Raw genomic sequence first — 18,139 nt, 5'->3', positions numbered from 1 at the left:
CCTTGAGAGGTAGTCATAGCGTGGCCGGGCGCACCACGAAGACCGTCTTAGCCCGTTTGCCAGATTCTGTGAGTAGCGCCGGAACCTTTCCCGTTGGTGACACCGCCGCATAGACTCCAGGTTTTCCGATCGGCTCCAGCCACTTGCCCTGAGCCAAATCAGTCGCCTGCTGTTCAGTAATTTCGCGGGTATCAAAGCAACGCAGGCAGGCCTCGTCCAGACTCATCGGCAGCAAGGAAGCGGCGCGCTCCGGGACTGGGCGTCGCATCTCCGCAATTTCTGGATGGGCGGTGTCGAACTGCTCGGCTTTCGCCGTGAGCTCGTCGATAGTCAATGCCTCATCAATAGTGAAAACGCCGGCGGCAGTACGCCGCAGAGCAGTGAGATGACCACCGACTCTCAGTGCATCCCCCAAGTCACGAGCTAGGGCGCGGATGAAAGTGCCGGCAGAGCAGTCGACCTCCACGTCGATATCGATGCACTCCCCGGGGCGCGAAGGATCGGAGTCGTGGCGGATGTCCAGAACCTCATAGCGGGTGATTGTCACTGGGCGCGCAGGGATATCGACCTTCTCACCACGGCGGATGCGCTCGTAGGCGCGGACACCGTCAATCTTCACCGCTGATACCGCCGCGGGTTTTTGCATGATTGTGCTGGTGAACTTCGCAATTTCCGCTCGAACCATTTCATCAGTCACCGATGCCGCCGAGGATTCGGAGAGCAACTCGCCTTCGGCGTCGTCGGTAAGCGTGGCAGCGCCGAGTCGAATGGTGGCTTGGTAGGACTTCGTGTCGGCGTGGACATGTGGCAGGAAACGGGTGCCGCGGCCGATGCCGAGGACGAGCACACCGGTGGCCATTGGGTCGAGGGTACCGGAGTGGCCGACCTTCTTGGTGCGGAAGATTCGACGGAGTTTGCCCACTACATCGTGGCTTGTCCAGCCTTGGGGCTTGTCGACGATAACAATGCCGGAGTCTGCAATCGGATCGAAGTCGGTCATAGACGCAATCCTATGTTGCGCTATATGCGGTGTGTTAAACGGTGACCAGATACACTGGCTCTCTGTGGAGATTTGGTATGGCTTGGACAATGCACCCGAAGACCTGGGGGACACGGTCGTAACCATCGGAGTGTTCGATGGTATTCATCTTGGGCATAAGCGCCTGATAGCTGCTGCGGTCAGTGACGCTCGCGCTCGTGGCGTGAAGTCGCTGTTGATGACTTTCGATCCCAATCCCGTAGCGCTGTTTGCCCCGGATAAGGTGCCGCCGGCACTGTCCACCGTGTCCCGTCGCGCCGAGCTGGCAGAAGCGGAGGGAATCGATGCCATGCTTGTCGTGCCTTTCGATAAGAGCTTCTCCAGCATCCCCGCAGAAGACTTTGTACGCACCGTTGTCCGCGACAAGCTGAATGCTCAGGCCGTCTTCGTTGGCCAGAACTTCACCTATGGGCAGAAGGCCGCAGGTACCGCCGAGACTATGCCGGAGCACGGCCGTAAGTGTGGGGTCGACGTCACCATCGTCGACCTTCTCGACGTCACTGCCGCGGACTCGACCGAACGTGTTTCGTCGACACGTATTCGCGGTTTGCTTGCCGACGGTGCGGTGTCCGCAGCCGCCTCGTGTCTCGGGTACTTCTACCGTGTCGATGGTGATGTTATTCCAGGTCAGGGGCGTGGGGGAGTGCAGCTGGGCTTTCCGACCGCCAATATTGACTTCGCTGAGGGCCTAGCAATCCCGGCTGATGGTGTCTACGCGGCATGGTTCACGGTTCAGCCGACGGCAGCCCGCCCGGAGCCGGACCCGAAGGGCGATATCGAGTTTGGGGTGCGCTACCCAGCGGCCGTGTCGGTGGGCACTAATGTGACCTTTGGAGACACTGATCGAACGGTCGAGGCCTACGTGATTGACCGTCATGCGGACCTCTACGGCACCGCCGGGCAGGTTGAGTTTGTCGACCGGATTCGCGGAATGGAGAAGTTCGACTCGGTCGAGGAGCTCATTGACCGGATGAGCCAGGACGTGGCAGACACCGAGGCCATTTTGGCTAAGACCGATTAGCTGTTAGAGTAAAACGTCGGCTGTGACTGCGGTCCACAAGCAGTTGCGAGGAACCAGCTGCCAGACGCTGTTTGGTTCCGGAAAAGCCGAGAATGTGGACTGAAAAAACGACCATAATTTGATTCAAGGAGTTAGATTTACATGGCTTTGAACACTGCAGAAAAGGCTGAGATTCTCAAGGAGTTCGGCCTGCACGAGACCGACACCGGTTCCCCGGAGGCTCAGGTTGCACTGCTGACCGCACGTATTCGTCAGCTGACCGAGCACCTGAAGTTCCACAAGCACGATCACCACTCCCGTCGTGGTCTGCTGCTGCTGGTCGGTCGCCGCAAGGGCCTGCTGCAGTACCTGCAGGACAACGATGTTGAGCGCTACCGTAAGCTGATCGAGCGCCTGGGGCTGCGTCGCTAAGGTTCTCCTTAAGGTCCTGTTTGACAGAGCTTCATTGGTGTAAGTTGCTCTGTTAATTCAAGGCTTTTAAGCTTTTTAGACCCGCCGTTTGGGTTTCCATTGGATGGAAGCTCACGGCGGGTCTTTTTTTGATCACTTGTCGTTGTGGTATTCACTCATCGATGCGCTGTAGCGTGGCCACAAGTGAATCCCTCATCGACATGTGGAGGGGCTGATCGAAAGCGTGCGCACAAGTGCCGGGCACCATCGATAAGACACGGTAAACCATCGATGAGTCAAGAAAAGTCATCGATAAGTGCCCCCGCCCCGCAAACTCCTGGAACCCCGCGTAGGTGCAAGAACCCAGATGTAGTGAGAGATCTCCGATCCGTCCAATACAAGAACTTTCCGCGTTAGCTGGTAGAATGCGTGACGCAAACGAAGTTCATTCGATCTTTTACAGGCGACATCGATGATCGCCGCTATTTCTAGGAGTAAGAAACCTATGGCCAACAGCAAGGCTGTTGAATTTTTCTTTGATGAGGATTTCGGTATTACCGAGGCCGTTGCCACCATCGACAATGGTGATTTCGGCACCCGCACCATTCGCTTTGAAACGGGCCAGCTGGCTCGTCAGGCCGATGGTTCGGTGACCACCTACTTGGACGAGGAGACCATGCTCCTGTCCACCGTCACCGCTTCCAACCAGCCCCGGGAGGGCTTTGATTTCTTTCCGCTGACCGTCGACGTTGAAGAGCGTATGTACGCTGCGGGCAAGATTCCGGGTTCGTTCTTCCGCCGTGAGGGCCGCCCGTCCACCGATGCCATCCTGGCATGTCGTCTGATTGACCGTCCGCTGCGTCCGACCTTCGTCAAGGGCCTTCGCAACGAGGTACAGGTTGTCGTCACCGTCATGTCCTGGGATCCGAAGGACCGTTATGACGTTGTCGCAATCAACGGCGCGTCAGCTGCAACTCAGCTTTCCGGGCTGCCGGTTTCCGGCGCTGTCGGTGGCGTCCGCATCGCGCTCGTTGCTGATGACAAGCACCCAGAGGGTGCATGGGTCGCTTTCCCGACCGAGGAGCAGCACGAGCAGGCTCTGTTCGAGATGGTCGTCGCTGGCCGTATCGTCACCCGCAAGCGTCGCGGCAAGAACGTCGAAGATGTCGCCATCATGATGGTGGAGGCCGGAGCAGGGGAGACCGTCGTCAAGCGTATTGCTGACGGTGCACCGGCGCCGACCGAGGACATCGTCGCCGCTGGCCTCGAGGCAGCAAAGCCGCACATCAAGGTTCTGTGTGAGGCACAGAAGGGTCTGGCTGAGCGCGCAGCGAAGGAAACGCAGGAGTTCCCGCTGTTCCCGGCATACAGCGATGAGATTTTTAACGCAGTCGAGAAGAAGTCCGCTAAGAAGCTGGCCAAGCTGCTCACCATTCCGGGTAAGCAGGAACGAGATGACGCCACCAATGAGTACATGGAGGACGTCGAGGGGCAGCTGCTGGAGCGCTTCGTATCCGATGATGTCGACGAGCAAGCTGCATCTAAGCAGATTCGCGCTGCATACAACGCAGTGATGAAGCAGATTGTCCGTGAGAAGATTCTGGCTGAGGGCTTCCGCATCGATGGTCGCGGTGTCACCGACATTCGTGACTTGGGCGTTGAGGTCGGGCTGATTCCGCGTGCCCACGGCTCTTCGCTGTTTGAGCGCGGCGAGACCCAGATTCTGGGTGTCACCACTTTGGACATGCTGAAGATGGAGCAGCAGATTGACTCGCTGACTCCTGTTACCTCCAAGCGCTACATCCACCACTACAACTTCCCGCCGTACTCCACCGGCGAGACCGGTCGTGTTGGCTCTCCGAAGCGCCGCGAGATTGGTCACGGGGCACTGGCTGAGCGCGCTCTGCTGCCGGTCGTGCCGTCCCGCGAGGAATTCCCGTACACCATTCGCCAGGTCTCCGAGGCTCTTGGATCCAATGGTTCGACCTCCATGGGCTCGGTCTGTGCTTCGACTCTGTCGCTGTACAACGCCGGTGTGCCGCTGAAGGCTCCGGTTGCCGGTATCGCCATGGGCCTGGTTTCCGGCGAGGTTGACGGTGAGAACCGCTTCGTCGCACTGACCGATATTCTCGGTGCCGAAGACGCATTCGGTGACATGGACTTCAAGGTCGCTGGTACTGCGGACTTCATTACCGCACTGCAGCTGGACACCAAGCTCGACGGTATTCCGTCGAAGGTTCTGGCCGATGCTCTGTCCCAGGCTCGTGATGCACGTCTGGCCATCCTGTCCACCATGGCTGAGGTCATCGAGTCTCCGGACGAGATGAGTGGTCTCGCTCCGAAGATCACCACCGTTAAGGTTCCGGCTTCGAAGATCGGTGAGCTCATCGGTCCGAAGGGCAAGACCATCAACGGCATCACCGAGGAAACCGGTGCTGATATCTCTATCGAGGACGACGGCACCGTATTTGTCTCGGCAACTTCCGGTAAGGCCGCGGACGCTGCAATCGAGCAGATTAATGCCATTGCTAACCCGCAGCTGCCGAAGGTCGGCGAACGCTACCTGGGCACTGTCGTGAAGACTGTCGCTTTCGGTGCTTTTGTCTCCCTGACTCCGGGCCGTGACGGTCTGATCCACATCTCCAAGCTCGGTGGCGACAAGCGCATCGAGAAGGTCGAGGATGTCATCAATGTCGGCGACAAGATTCAGGTCGAAATCGCTGATATCGACAACCGCGGCAAGATCTCGCTGGTTCCGGTCGAAGACGATTAATGCTTGGCGACGGAGGATGTGCTTTAGGTAGCCTCCAACAACGCGTGTAGCGATGGCGCGGTTAGGTCACAAATTGACCTAACCGCGCTTTTGTTTTGGGTTAATCTCGGGTTTCGAAGGGATTAGTTTTCGAACCCACGTGGAAGGTAATTTGCGCATGCAACTTGTCGCGCACGATCATGAATTCATCGACATTGCGGCCGGTGGCTATGTCGCAAGTATTTCCCAGTTCGGTGGTGGACCGAGATCACTGGAGTACTGTGGCCTGCCACTGCTGACTGACTATCCCAAAGGGTTCAATCCACCGTTGTCCGCAGGTACGCTCCTGGCTCCGTGGCCGAACAGGGTCGCTGACGGAGTATTCATCTTTGATGGGGAAGTACATCGACTAGATATTTCGGAGCCGTCCCGGGCGAATGCTATTCACGGATTTGTTGCAGATCGCGTTTGGTCTGTGGTCGATTCTGATGACAGCAGCGTCACCTTGGGCGTGGAAGTTGAGCCGCAACCGGGCTGGCCTTGGGAACTCGGTATGACCGTGCGCTGGCAAGTCACGTCTGCAGATGGCCTATCGGCGGAGTTCACAGTGCATAATCGCAGCGATAGGGAGTGCCCGTTTGGTCTGGGCTGGCATCCCTATTTAAGCGCGTTGGGCGCTGACTTCGGCAGTTGCACACTACGGTTGCCCGTTGATAACAACCTGCCACTGGAGCCAATTCGAAACTTGCCCGCCGGCCCAGCGGTGCCAGCGGAGACAGTGGTTCCCAGCCTTCGAGAGGAGGTATCCCTGGATGGACTGTGGCTGGATCACTGCTTCTTTGCTGCCGCGGAGGCAGCGGGGAGTCACTCACCGTGCCGTCGTGAAGCACATTTGGTTGGACCAAATGGCAAGGGTGCTGTGCTCTGGGCCGATGATGAATTCCGCTTCTTCCAGGTCTATGTTGCCGACGCTGGACGACGAGAAGGATTTCCTGGGCACGGGAATGCGATTGCGGTGGAGCCAATGACATGTCCGCCGGATGCGCTACGCTCCGGTACCGGTTTGCTGCGAGTTCAGGCTGGAGAGACAACAACTCTTGCCATGGGACTGCGCGCGGAAACGGGCGGAAAATAGTTTTCCCAGCGCAGAAGAGTGCAGCCCCCTCAATGGAAATCCCGGGCCGGGAGCAAGCCGCCTAGTTTAGGCGGTATTCCCCCCCGGTCTTGGGGGGGGCTACTGTAATGCAATCTTCTTCCGCTGCGGCTTGAGCAGCGTGGTGAGGAAGATTAGCACCACGGCAAATCCCGCGGCGGTAAACATCGCAATGCTATAGCCACGAATCAAGTCGTCGGCGGCAGGAGCTGCTGCACCAGTGCCGGACAGGCCAGTGGCAATAACAGCTGACAGCGCCACAAACAGTGCGGTACCGACAGCGCCGGCAACCTGCTGTAGCGTGTTCATGATTGCTGAGCCATCCGGGTAGAGGCGCTTCGGAAGATCACCAAGACCGAATGTGAACAGCGGAGTAAACAGCAGCCCCAGGCCAATCTCAAGGACGATGTGGCAGGCGACAATCCACCATAGCGGAGTCGATGCTGAGATGAAGCCGAGCCCGAAAAGACCGAGGGCAAGGACAATGGAGCCGGGAATTGCCAGTGGGCGCGGACCATAGCTGTCAAAGAGCCGGCCGACAGCCGGTCCCATCAGACCCATAACCAGTGGACCAGGCATCACAATCAAACCAATAGTCTTGACGTCGACACCTCGCAGATTGAGGTAGAGCGGCAAAATGATGATCACACCGAACATCAGCATGAAACCAATGGTCAGAATGATTGTGGACAGCCTAAAGCTCTTTGTGCGGAAGGTTCGAAGATCCAGCAGAGCTCGGTTGTGCGGTGCCAAACGGCGCTGGCGCATGATGAAGAACACCAACAGCACGATGCCGACTGCGCACAGGATTCCGTCGATAAGCGAAAACTCTGCGCCTACGCGGCTCAGCGCGTACACCAGCGGGCCGAATGCGCCGGCACTGAGGAACACCGAGAGGATATCGATGGGCTTCGCGGAGTTTTCCTCAATATTGGGAACGAGGATGACGCCCACTACCAGCACAATTAGGCCGAGCGGCAACATCGTGTCGAAAAGCGCATGCCAATTGTTATTGGCAATCTCCAGAATGAGACCGGAGATGGTCGGTCCGATAGCAGGCGCGACAGCGATGACCACGCTCATTCGTCCCATCATGCGCCCGCGCTCATGCTCCGGTACTACGTTGAGCACCGTGGTCATCAGCAGCGGCAGCAGCACTGCGGTACCGGACGCTTGGACAATGCGTGCGAGCAGAACGATCGCGAAGTTTGGCGCGAAAGCACCGATGAGAGTGCCCACGACGAATAGTCCTTGACTGACCGCGAAAAGAATGCGGAACGGCACTGCCGAAATGAGAAATCCAGTGACCGGAATGACAACTGCCATGGTCAGTAGGAACGATGTTGTCAGCCAGCCTGCGGTAGCTGCGCTGATTCCGAGGTCCGCCTTGACGACGGGAATTGCGACGCTCATGACCGTCTCGTTCAAGATAGCCATGAATGCCGCAGCTAGTAGCACGTAAATGGCCATATAAGCACTTTTGGGCGCATCGGCCTGTGGTGCTTCCGAACTTGGGCTGAGTTCGGAATCTTCAGATTCAGAAACCAATTGAAGTCTCTTTCTATATATCGGTACAGAAATAGGTAATTGTCGAAGACATGGAATCTTAGCGCAACAAAAACCCCGTCGTAAGTCGACAAAAAGGCAAAGCGGACGGGGGCATTGGCACACAAGTTGGCCAACACATTCTAAGGTAAGGGAGAAAGATAAACCCGTTGGGAAAGGACAATAGCTGTGAGCAATATCAAGGTCGGCGTACTTGGCGCCAAGGGCAAGGTAGGGTCCACCATCTGCGAGGCAGTTGAAGCCGCCGACGATTTGGAGCTGGCAGCGGGTCTCGACTCTGGCGATGACCTGAATGAACTTGTCACCGCTGGTGTGCAGACCATTGTTGACTTTACTCAGCCCGACGCTGTGATGGGCAATCTTGAGTTCTGCATTAAGAATGGCATCAACGCCGTCGTGGGTACTACGGGCTTTACCAAGGAGCGCCTCGATCAGGTGCAGCGCTGGCTTGACGACGCCGACGGTGAGGCCAATGTTCTTATTGCACCGAACTTCGCAATCTCCGCGGTACTGACGATGAAGATGGCGGAGCTAGCCGCTCCGTACTTCGATTCCGCTGAAGTTATCGAAATGCACCACCCTTTTAAGAAGGATGCCCCCTCGGGCACCGCTATCCACACTGCTGAGGCTATTGCTCGTGCTCGCAAGGAAGCCGGCATGGGGGAGCAGCCGGACGCCACTGAGCAAACTCTCGATGGTGCTCGCGGTGCTGAGGTCGAGGGCATTCCGGTGCACGCAGTCCGTATGACCGGTTCGGTGGCTCACGAGACCGTTATCTTCGGTGCAGAAGGGCAGTCGCTCACCATCAAGCAGGACTCCTACTCGCGCACCAGCTTCGTACCAGGCGTTCTGCTGGGTGTGCGCAAGATTGAGGATTTTCCGGGCCTGACTGTGGGACTGGAGCCGTTCCTGGGACTTTAATGGCCGGGAGTTAACTGAAAATGTCTGAAAATGTCACTCTCAAGGCGCAGCTAATCGCCGCGACCAACTTCTTCCCGCCGGAGGACATCGACTTTGATAGCGATGCCGATGGTGGGGAAGCATTGATTGAGTTCTCCGGCAGGGCTTGTTATGAAACGTGGGACAAGCCCAATCCACGAACGGCGACGAATAGGGGATATCTGCGACATGTGCTTGAGGTAGGCCACACCTCACTTTTTGAACACGCAAGTGCAAGCATCTATGTTCGTGGGCTGTCGCGCTCGTGTGCACATGAACTCACACGGCACCGCCACTTTTCCTTTTCGCAGTTGTCGCAGCGGTTTGTGCCGGCCAGTTCCAACAATGTTGTGGTTCCTCCCGCAATTGCGGAGGACCCGGATCTGTTGCGAGTTTTCGAAAGCGCGGTTGATCAGTCCCGTTTCGCCTATGGTGAGTTATTAGACGCACTGGAAGAGAAGTGGGCCGACGAGCCCAACGCTATCTTGCGGCGAAAGCAGGCACGCCAGGCAGCCCGGGCGGTTTTGCCCAATGCCACCGAAACTCGAATCGTGGTTACTGGTAATTTCCGGTCTTGGCGCCACTTCATTTCGATGCGTGCGACTGAGCATGCCGATGCTGAAATTCGGGAGTTGGCAGTGGCTTGCCTGCGGGAGCTGCAGCGCTGTGCTCCTGTTGCTTTTGGGGATTTTGAGATTAACACTCTGAAGGATGGGTCGGTCGTCGCGTCGAGTCCTTACGCCTTCGAGGGGTAATCGCACGTACAGTGTGAAGATATAGTCGATTGAGATTTTTAAGAAAAGGTAGTCAACAATGAGCACAGGAATTGCGTCAACTCGCGGTGCTGACATTTTCGGCACCGTCGCCGTAGCTATGGTGACCCCTTTTGATAAGGACGGAAACCTCGATGTCAAGGCGGGTGTGCAGCTCGCTGGTCATCTTGTAGACGGTGGCTGCGATGCACTCATTCTGGCCGGTACTACCGGCGAGTCGCCTACTACGACGGTTGAGGAAAAGCTTGAGCTTCTCCGAGCTGTCCGTGCAGAGATGGGTGACGAGGTTAAGCTCGTGGCCGGTGCCGGCACCAATGACACGGCCGGGTCCATCGAGCTGGCAAAGGCTTCTGTGGAGGCGGGCGCGGATGCGCTGCTCGTCGTCACGCCGTATTACTCCAAGCCGTCCCAGGAGGGGCTGTACCGTCACTTTACGGCAGTGGCTGACGCAACCGAGGCGCCGGTGTGTTTGTATGACATTCCGCCGCGTTCGGTTATTCCGATTGAAGTTGATACCATTTACCGGTTGGCGGAGCACCCGAGAATCCAGGCTGTTAAGGACGCCAAGGGGGATTTGGGAGCTGCCGCCGGCATTATCGCTAATACTGATTTGGCGTGGTACTCCGGTGACGATGTGCTGAACCTTCCGTGGCTGTCTGTTGGCGCCACCGGGTTTATTTCCGTTATTGGACATGCAGCCCCGCAGCTGCTGGCTGAGGTGCGCTCTTGCTTTGACAAGGGAGACCTTGCTGGTGCGCAGGCTGCCCACGCGAAGATGACTCCGCTGTTTGCCGCTCAGGCTGCACTTGGCGGTGTAAGTTTTGCTAAATCCGCTCTGCGTCTGCAGGGCATTGAGATAGGAGATCCACGCTTGCCGCAAATTGCAGCAAATGACCAGCAGCTTGAGGTGCTTGAAGAAGCTATGCGGAAGGCAGGTGTTCTGTAGTGGCTGAAGGACGCAATCGCGCCCGCAAGGTAACTCGTAAGGCTGGTCCGCCTTCCGAGTCCGACGTGGCTGCAGCAGAGCAGTCCAATAACTCTGCATCCAAGGGCTCCGACAAGGGTGGAGCTAAATCCAACGGCTCGAAGTCCTCGCAGCGTTCCGGTGAGCGTAAGAACTCCGGTAACGCTAAGAAGTCCCAAGGTTCTTCGAATTCTTCCAACCGCGGTTCCCGCGGTGGTCGCGGCGGCCGTGGAGGTAACCGCGGAAATAGTTCGAGGGGTGGCCGTGGCGGACGCGGTGGCAACCGTCGTAACGTAGTCCAGTCGATGCAGGGTGCAGACTTGACGCAGCGTCTTCCTGCACCGCCGAAGGCCCCCAAGGACGGCCTGCGCGTGGTTGCACTGGGCGGTATTTCCGAAATCGGTCGCAATATGACCGTGTTGGAGTACAAGAACCGCCTGATCATCGTCGACTGCGGCGTGCTGTTCCCGAGCTCGGATGAGCCGGGTGTTGACCTGATCCTGCCTGACTTCTCCTACATGGAAGACAAGTGGGATCGCGTGGAAGCTCTCGTGGTCACCCACGGTCACGAGGACCACATCGGTGCTATCCCTTGGTTGCTCAAGCAGCGCGCGGACATCCCGATTATTGCTTCTCGCTTTACCCTGGCACTCATTCAGGCCAAGACACAGGAGCACCGTCAGCGCCCGAAGGTCATCGAGGTCAACGACACCAGCCACATTCAGCGTGGTCCGTTCGATCTGCGTTTCTTCAATGTCAACCACTCGATTCCGGAGTGCCTTGGCATCGTCATTAAGACCGGAGCTGGCATGGTCGTCCACACCGGTGACGTGAAGATGGACCAGACCCCGCCGGACGGAAAGCCGACTGACCTGCCGGCGCTGAGCCGCTACGGTGATGAGGGAATCGACCTCTTCTTGTGTGAGTCCACCAACGCTACGATTCCGGGCTTCTCGGGATCCGAGGCGGAGTTGGCTCCAACTCTGCGCCGTCTGATTATGGATGCCAAGCAGCGCGTTATCGTCGCGGCCTTCGCATCGAATGTTTACCGCGTGCAGGCGGTCATCGACGCAGCTGTTAAGGCTGGCCGCAAGGTTGCCTTCAACGGTCGCTCTATGATTCGCAACATGCGCATCGCGCAGGAATTGGGGCTGCTGACCGCTCCGGAAAATACCATTGTGGAAATGAACGAGGCCGCTCGCATGGCGCCCCACAAGGTCGTGCTGGTGACTACCGGTACGCAGGGTGAGCCAATGGCTGCGCTGTCTCGCATGGCCCGCCGTGAGCACCGTCAGATCACCGTCCGTGATGGCGACCTGATTATCCTCAGTTCTTCGCTGGTACCCGGTAACGAAGAGGCAGTCTTCGGCGTTATCAACATGCTGGCCCAAATTGGTGCCACGGTTATCACCGGTAAGGATGCGAAGGTTCACACCTCCGGTCACGGCTTTGCCGGCGAGCTGCTGTTCCTCTACAACGCAGCTCGTCCGTCGAACGTCATGCCGATTCACGGTGAGTGGCGCCACCTCCGTGCCAACAAGGAGCTGGCTGTGTCCACTGGTGTGAAGCCAGAAAACGTTGTCCTGGCTCAGAACGGTGTGGTTGTCGACCTCGTTGACGGTCGCGCTCGTGTAGTTGGCCAGGTTCCGGTCGGTAACCTCTACGTCGATGGCGTCACCATGGGTGACGTCGACGCTGACGTGCTGGCAGACCGTGCTGAAATGCGTGAAGGTGGTCTTATCACCATCACAGCCGTCATTGATAACCGCACTGGCCGCCCGTTGGAGAAGCCACGGGCTCAGGCTCGCGGTTACTCGGACGACGCCAAGGAAGTGCTCGAAACCGTCGAGCAGGTCGTTGACGATACTCTCTTTGACCTGGCTGGCAGTGGCGAGAACAACCCGTACCGTATGGCTCAGGAAGTTCGTCGCCGCACCGAGCGTGTCATTAACCAGAAGTGGCGTCGCAGCCCGATGGTTGTTCCGACAATCGTGCCGATGTCCTCTGAGGCAGCCGAAGAGGTTACCGATGAGGAAATCCAGGAGTCGCGCGAAAGTATCTAAATTTCTAGAGCGTCTTTTAGCGTAAGAGCCCGCATCCACCTACAACCGTGTGGATGCGGGCTTCTCCGTGCCTGGTCTAGGCTGGAGCTATGACTTTTGCTGAACGGGAACGTGAAGACCTAGCTAATCTACTGCTCAGCGTCGGCCCCGACGCCCCGACCTTGTGCGAGGGGTGGACGACCCGGGATCTTGCCAACCACCTGTACATTCGTGAAAACCGTCTGGATGCCGCGGGCGGGATGTTCGTCAAGGCGCTTTCGGACCGCCTCGATGCTGTTACCGCTGAGGTCAATCGAATGCCCTACGTCGAAGTGGTGGGGAAGTGGGGTAGTGGTGCTCCGCGATGGAATCCAATGAACTGGGCAGACCGCTACGTCAACGCTGCGGAGAACTTCGTCCATCACGAGGATGTCCGTCGTGCCCAGGAAGGCTGGACCGTTCGTCAGCTGCCGCCCTCCGGAGTGTCGGACCTGTGGCGTCTGGTCACTACTGCCGGCCGTATGATGTTGCGCGGTTCGACCTCGACCGTGGTGCTAATGCGTGACGACGGAGTTGCGGTGACCCTAATCGACAACAGTGCTAAAGGTGCTCCAGTTGTGACTGTCCGCGGAAGCGTCGGGGAACTGGTGCTGTGGCTCTATGGCCGTGACGAGGTACGCGTCACCATCGACGGTGACGAATCGGGCATCAAGCGCAACAGTCTTTAAAATCACGTTCTCAGTTCTGGACGGTCGCGACAGCACGCCTGTTAAACAATGACACGCGTGTGACTAATGTGAAAACGATCCGGTGTTAGCTGTAAGGTAATGGTCATGTCTGCGACCAGCCGAACCAGAACTGACAATCGTCGTGGATCTTCCCGCTCTGCGGAGACAGATGCCACGCGGCGATACCCCGTGCACAGCGCCACGGAGGAATTCGAGCGCACTCCTAGCGCCATGTCGTTCGTGGCCAATAGCTTGGCCAGCGCCTGGACTGAAACTGCCCGCGGCGTGGCCGGTCTTGCCCGGCGGGTCAGCGGTCGCAAAAATAAGCGAAACGAAGAGGAGAATATGTCGCGGCGCGAAAGAGACGCCGATTTTTCGACGAAGCCCCGTAGGAAGCGTCGTAAAGCAGCTAGCGGCTATGACGATGTAATTGAACCGCCGGCACCGGCCTCCGTGCCAGCTGACGAGTTCGACGCAGACTTCGATGAGGGTGGCGAACCGGGATCGAAGGATGGCCTCGCACTACTCGTGCTGGCGTTGGCGATTGTGCTCGCTGGCTCGACATGGTTCCACCTGGCAGGGCCAGTGGGGGAGTTCATTGAAACGGCAGTGCGCACGCTCATTGGTATCGGCGCTTTTGTACTTCCGGTGCTGCTCGGTGTTGTTTCCGTATTAATGATGCTGGATGCTATGCCGCGCCGTGAACGTCTGACACCTACCATCACTGGAGCTTCGCTGATCGTGGTGGGGCTGCTCGCAATTGTGCATATCGGCTCGGGTCGTCCTGCGGACTGGCAGGGGCGACGTGCAGCTGGTGGCGCAATTGGTGGTTATATCGGTTCGCCGCTAGCAGCCGGGTTTACCTCGTGGGTCGCCGTGGTTTTGTTGCTGGGTATCGTTTTTTACGGCGCTCTGGTGCTCTCTGGCGCGACGGTGCGCCAGCTTATCGATGCCACTAAGGAATACTTCAACTTTTCCGAGTGGTCTTCGCGTCGTGCCGGCGACGAGCCGGAATCGGACGATCCCTACGGCAATGTCGATGACATGCTGGAACGTCGTGCGAGCTGGGATTCCGATACCGCATATGCCGATGAGGACTTTGACCAGCCGACGCAGCTAATTGAGCGTCGCCCAAGCCACAGCAGCCGCACGCAGCATTCCTCGTCTCGTTCGACCGGTCGCCCTGCTTACCGAGCGTCCCGCCGTGGCGCGGATAGCCGTATATCCGCACCCGAACCCGCGCCTTACGACGAACCGGATACTGACGGTAACCTCTACGATCTTTTGGACGAAGAGCCGCAGAGGAACCGACAGGCTCCGCGACGTGCCCGTCAGGTTGAGGATGTCGACTACGATTCGGCAAAGACCACAGTGTTCGATGTCCGGAATGGGGCACCGCACTCCAATCGAGTTTCCCCAGTGGAGCCGGCGTTTCCGGCAGCTGAGTACGTGGAGGAAGCTCAGTCGGATGCAGTACATCGCGACACCGCTGAGACAGAATCGACTATTCCAGCTGTCGGGGGCACGAACTACCACGCTGTCGACGAGGATTATGACGAGTACTCCGAGTACCCGACGCAGGAGGCTGCTGCAGCTAATAACAGCGAACGGAATTGTGTTTCCGATTCCCGAGCTCCGAAACAGCCCGCTGTTCAACCTGAGGCCGTAGAGCCGGCGAGCGCGCCGCAGGGCGAGTCGTCTGTCGATGATTCGCGGGATGCAGTGTCTGAGGCTACCCGCCGCACAATGGATGCCATTGCCGCTCGTTCTGGTATCGATGCCTCTAAGATTCCGGCCACAACTCCGAAGTCTGAATTGGAAAAGGATGCCGAGGGTACTTCCGGTTCGTCGGCACGCACGCCGGAATCTGACTACCACCTGCCATCGACTAATTTGTTGATTCCAGGTGAGCGTCCCAAGACACGTACGGCGACGAACGACCGCATGATTGAGGCGATTACTGAAGTATTCGCAGAATTCAAGGTCGATGCTGCGGTGACTGGTTTCTCTCGCGGTCCGACGGTGACTCGCTACGAGGTCGAGCTTGGCCCGGGCGTGAAGGTCTCGAAGATCACGAACCTGCAGTCCAACATTGCCTACGCGGTAGCGACCGACAATGTCCGCTTACTGACTCCGATTCCGGGAAAGTCGGCCGTTGGTATCGAGGTGCCGAACAACGACCGTGAGATGGTTCGGCTTGCCGACGTACTCAACGCGCCCAAGACCGTTGCGAACGATGACCCGATGCTGATCGGTCTCGGTAAGGATATTGAGGGCGAGTTTATCTCGCACTCCATCCAGAAAATGCCGCACCTTCTCGTTGCCGGTTCGACCGGTTCGGGTAAGTCCGCGTTCGTAAATTCGATGTTGGTTTCGCTGCTGACTCGTGCGACCCCGGAGGATGTCCGCCTGATTCTGGTGGACCCGAAGATGGTCGAGCTGACTCCATATGAGGGGATTCCTCACCTGATTACGCCAATCATCACTCAGCCGAAGAAGGCCGCGGCGGCTCTGCAGTGGCTGGTTGAAGAGATGGAACAGCGCTACATGGACATGAAGGCCGCCCGCGTCCGTCACATCAAGGACTTCAACCGTAAGGTCAAGTCCGGTGAGATTACGACCCCACTTGGCTCGGAGCGCGAGTACCGTCCGTACCCGTACATTGTCTGTGTCGTTGACGAGTTGGCAGACCTGATGATGACCGCACCCCGCGATATCGAAGATGCGATTGTGCGCATCACGCAAAAGGCCCGTGCTGCCGGTATCCACTTGGTGCTGGCTACGCAGCGTCCGTCTGTGGATGTGGTCACCGGCTTGATTAAGACGAACGTGCCATCGAGACTGGCATTCGCTACCTCGTCGCTCACGGACTCCCGCGTCATTCTTGACCAGGGCGGTGCTGAAAAGCTCATTGGTATGGGCGATGGCCTGTTCATCCCACAGGGTGCAGGCAAGCCGCGACGTCTTCAGGGGGCCTTCGTCACAGACGAAGAGATTCAGGCAGTAGTCGATGCAGCTAAGGCGCAGGCCGAGCCGGATTACACCGAGGGTGTCACGGAGGATAAGAGTGCTGAGGCTGAGCGCAACATTGACCCCGATATCGGAGATGACCTGGAAGATTTGCTTCAGGCAGTCGAGCTGGTGGTCACCGCACAGCACGGATCGACCTCGATGTTGCAGCGCAAGATGCGAGTCGGTTTCGCCAAGGCCGGTCGACTGATGGATCTGATGGAAACTCGCGGAGTGGTTGGACCGTCAGAGGGATCTAAGGCACGTGAGGTGCTGGTCAAACCAGAGGAGCTCGAAACCATTAAGTGGATGATCAAGGGCGCAAACCCGGAGGATGCTCCTAAGGAAGAAGTAAACGTAGTCGACGCTGATCCGAATCAGTCTATGGCGTAGGACGACCCAGCCTTACCGCCGTTTCTGATTGCGTGTATAGTCGGCACACGTGGAGGGGAGTATCCCCGGTAAAAGTGGATGTTTTCCGCTAGCCCGTGACGGTTATCGTCAGCACGGATTGGACGCACAGACTCGTCTTGCGCACATCGAATCCCGGTGCCGTCACTTTTGCCACTATGGCAGAAGCAGGAGAGACCTCCGGTTCATGTTCGCACGACCGGAGGTCTTTTTTTAATATGCATGTCCCCGCATTGGTATGGATTATCACCATTGTGGTCGTCATGGGTTTTATCGCCTTTGACTTCTATGCACACGTTCGCACGCCGCATAACCCAACTATGAAGGAAGCCGGCATCTGGACCGCTTTCTACGTAGTCTTGGCATTAATTTTCGGCGGAATGGTGTGGTTGTTATGGGATCACCACCGAGGCATTGAGTTTCTATCGGGCTATATCACCGAAAAGGCGCTCAGCGTAGACAATCTATTTGTCTTTGCACTCATCATCGGCGCATTCAAGATTCCGCGCCAGTACCAACAAAAGGTTTTGCTGTTCGGTATTGCGATGGCGCTGGTATTCAGAGGCCTGTTCATTTGGGCTGGTGCGGCAGTTATTGCCAAGTGGTCTGACGTTTTCTACCTGTTTGCAATCTTCCTGATTTACACGGCTATCAAGACGGTGTACGACGAAGCCGTCGATAAGCCGGAACCCGATCCGTCGGATATGAAGCTGATTCAATGGCTGCGTCGAATCGTCCCAATTTCGGACCATTACAACAAGGACAAGCTGACCGTTAAGGAAAACGGCAAGCGTTACTTGACTCCACTTGCCATCGCGCTGGTGTCCATCGGTTTTATCGATGTGATGTTTGCGTTTGACTCTATCCCGGCTATCTACGGCCTGACGGATGAGGCATATATCGTCTTTACTGCAAATGCCCTTGCTCTCATGGGGTTGCGACAGATGTACTTCCTGCTCGACGGTCTGCTGGATCGCTTGGTGTACCTGGCTTATGGCCTGGGTGTCATCCTGGCCTTTATTGGTGTGAAGTTGCTGTTGCACGCACTGCATGAAAACAACCTGCCGTTTATCAACAGCGGTGAGAACGTGTCGGTGCCTGAAGTATCGACCTGGGCGTCGCTGGCGGTCATCGTCATCGTTCTGGTGGTGACTGTCCTGGCATCGTGGCTCAAGAGCAAGCGTGATGAAAACATGGGTGCGATTGCCCTTCCGCGTGTTCACCACGATGATGATGGAAGCCGCGATGGCCTCGGCTCTCACGCCTCCTCTACTTCTGTCAGTGAGGGGTCAACGTCGGCCGGAAGCGAAACTAACGGTTCACACACCGGTAAGAACGAGCCTGGGCGTTAA

The 18,139-nt window shown here is 57.5% G+C and carries 13 protein-coding genes; 11 read left to right on the top strand and 2 right to left on the bottom strand.

Annotated elements, in window-relative coordinates; genetic code table 11:
• Positions 1-13: 13 nt before the first annotated feature.
• Positions 14-1,000 carry a tRNA pseudouridine(55) synthase TruB gene (truB, locus tag HMPREF2681_RS09775; RefSeq protein WP_070546969.1) on the bottom strand — a complete coding sequence of 329 codons (987 nt, stop codon included), beginning with the start codon at positions 998-1,000 and terminating at the stop codon, positions 14-16.
• Positions 1,001-1,064: 64 nt separating this feature from the next.
• Between truB and HMPREF2681_RS09770 the strand changes: the two genes are divergently transcribed.
• From HMPREF2681_RS09770 to HMPREF2681_RS09755, 4 genes are all read left to right on the top strand, one after another.
• The gene (locus tag HMPREF2681_RS09770) at positions 1,065-2,060 is read left to right on the top strand and encodes a bifunctional riboflavin kinase/FAD synthetase (protein ID WP_070546967.1); all 996 of its coding nucleotides are present in this window, start codon (positions 1,065-1,067) and stop codon (positions 2,058-2,060) included.
• Between the two features lie 141 nt (positions 2,061-2,201).
• Positions 2,202-2,471 (top strand): 30S ribosomal protein S15, encoded by a 270-nt coding sequence (gene rpsO / locus HMPREF2681_RS09765; protein ID WP_016422594.1) that lies wholly within the window; start codon positions 2,202-2,204, stop codon positions 2,469-2,471.
• Positions 2,472-2,955: 484 nt separating this feature from the next.
• A complete protein-coding gene (locus HMPREF2681_RS09760; protein WP_048733516.1) occupies positions 2,956-5,223 on the top strand; it encodes a polyribonucleotide nucleotidyltransferase in 2,268 nt (755 codons plus the stop codon).
• 157 nt (positions 5,224-5,380) lie between these two features.
• Complete coding sequence (locus tag HMPREF2681_RS09755) at positions 5,381-6,337, top strand: aldose 1-epimerase family protein (RefSeq protein WP_070546965.1); 957 nt, start codon at positions 5,381-5,383, stop codon at positions 6,335-6,337.
• Positions 6,338-6,436: 99 nt separating this feature from the next.
• Here the strand turns inward: HMPREF2681_RS09755 and HMPREF2681_RS09750 are convergent, their stop codons facing one another.
• Positions 6,437-7,825 (bottom strand): MDR family MFS transporter, encoded by a 1,389-nt coding sequence (locus tag HMPREF2681_RS09750; protein ID WP_224433133.1) that lies wholly within the window; start codon positions 7,823-7,825, stop codon positions 6,437-6,439.
• Positions 7,826-8,089: 264 nt separating this feature from the next.
• Here HMPREF2681_RS09750 and dapB point away from each other — a divergent pair, with 264 nt between their 5' ends.
• From dapB to HMPREF2681_RS09715, 7 genes are all read left to right on the top strand, one after another.
• Positions 8,090-8,842 carry a 4-hydroxy-tetrahydrodipicolinate reductase gene (gene dapB / locus HMPREF2681_RS09745; protein WP_016422598.1) on the top strand — a complete coding sequence of 251 codons (753 nt, stop codon included), beginning with the start codon at positions 8,090-8,092 and terminating at the stop codon, positions 8,840-8,842.
• Between the two features lie 20 nt (positions 8,843-8,862).
• A complete protein-coding gene (gene thyX / locus HMPREF2681_RS09740; RefSeq protein ID WP_016422599.1) occupies positions 8,863-9,615 on the top strand; it encodes an FAD-dependent thymidylate synthase in 753 nt (250 codons plus the stop codon).
• A 58-nt stretch (positions 9,616-9,673) separates the two neighbouring features.
• Positions 9,674-10,579: a 4-hydroxy-tetrahydrodipicolinate synthase gene (dapA, locus tag HMPREF2681_RS09735; RefSeq protein WP_016422600.1), complete on the top strand. Its 906-nt coding sequence runs from the start codon at positions 9,674-9,676 to the stop codon at positions 10,577-10,579.
• Positions 10,579-12,660: a ribonuclease J gene (locus HMPREF2681_RS09730; protein ID WP_070546963.1), complete on the top strand. Its 2,082-nt coding sequence runs from the start codon at positions 10,579-10,581 to the stop codon at positions 12,658-12,660. The genes dapA and HMPREF2681_RS09730 overlap by 1 nt, the downstream gene beginning before the upstream one ends.
• Before the next feature lie 89 nt (positions 12,661-12,749).
• Positions 12,750-13,367 carry a TIGR03085 family metal-binding protein gene (locus tag HMPREF2681_RS09725; RefSeq protein WP_049170848.1) on the top strand — a complete coding sequence of 206 codons (618 nt, stop codon included), beginning with the start codon at positions 12,750-12,752 and terminating at the stop codon, positions 13,365-13,367.
• A 105-nt stretch (positions 13,368-13,472) separates the two neighbouring features.
• On the top strand, positions 13,473-16,769 hold the full coding sequence (locus HMPREF2681_RS09720) for a DNA translocase FtsK (RefSeq protein ID WP_049193034.1): 3,297 nt from the start codon (positions 13,473-13,475) through the stop codon (positions 16,767-16,769).
• 236 nt (positions 16,770-17,005) lie between these two features.
• On the top strand, positions 17,006-18,139 hold the full coding sequence (locus tag HMPREF2681_RS09715; RefSeq protein ID WP_016422604.1) for a TerC family protein: 1,134 nt from the start codon (positions 17,006-17,008) through the stop codon (positions 18,137-18,139).

Source organism: Corynebacterium sp. HMSC064H12 (genome assembly GCF_001809925.1).
Lineage (GTDB): Bacteria > Actinomycetota > Actinomycetes > Mycobacteriales > Mycobacteriaceae > Corynebacterium > Corynebacterium jeikeium_D.
The sequence above is the reverse complement of the archived record's forward strand: the minus strand, read 5'-3'. Positions and strand labels throughout refer to the sequence as shown.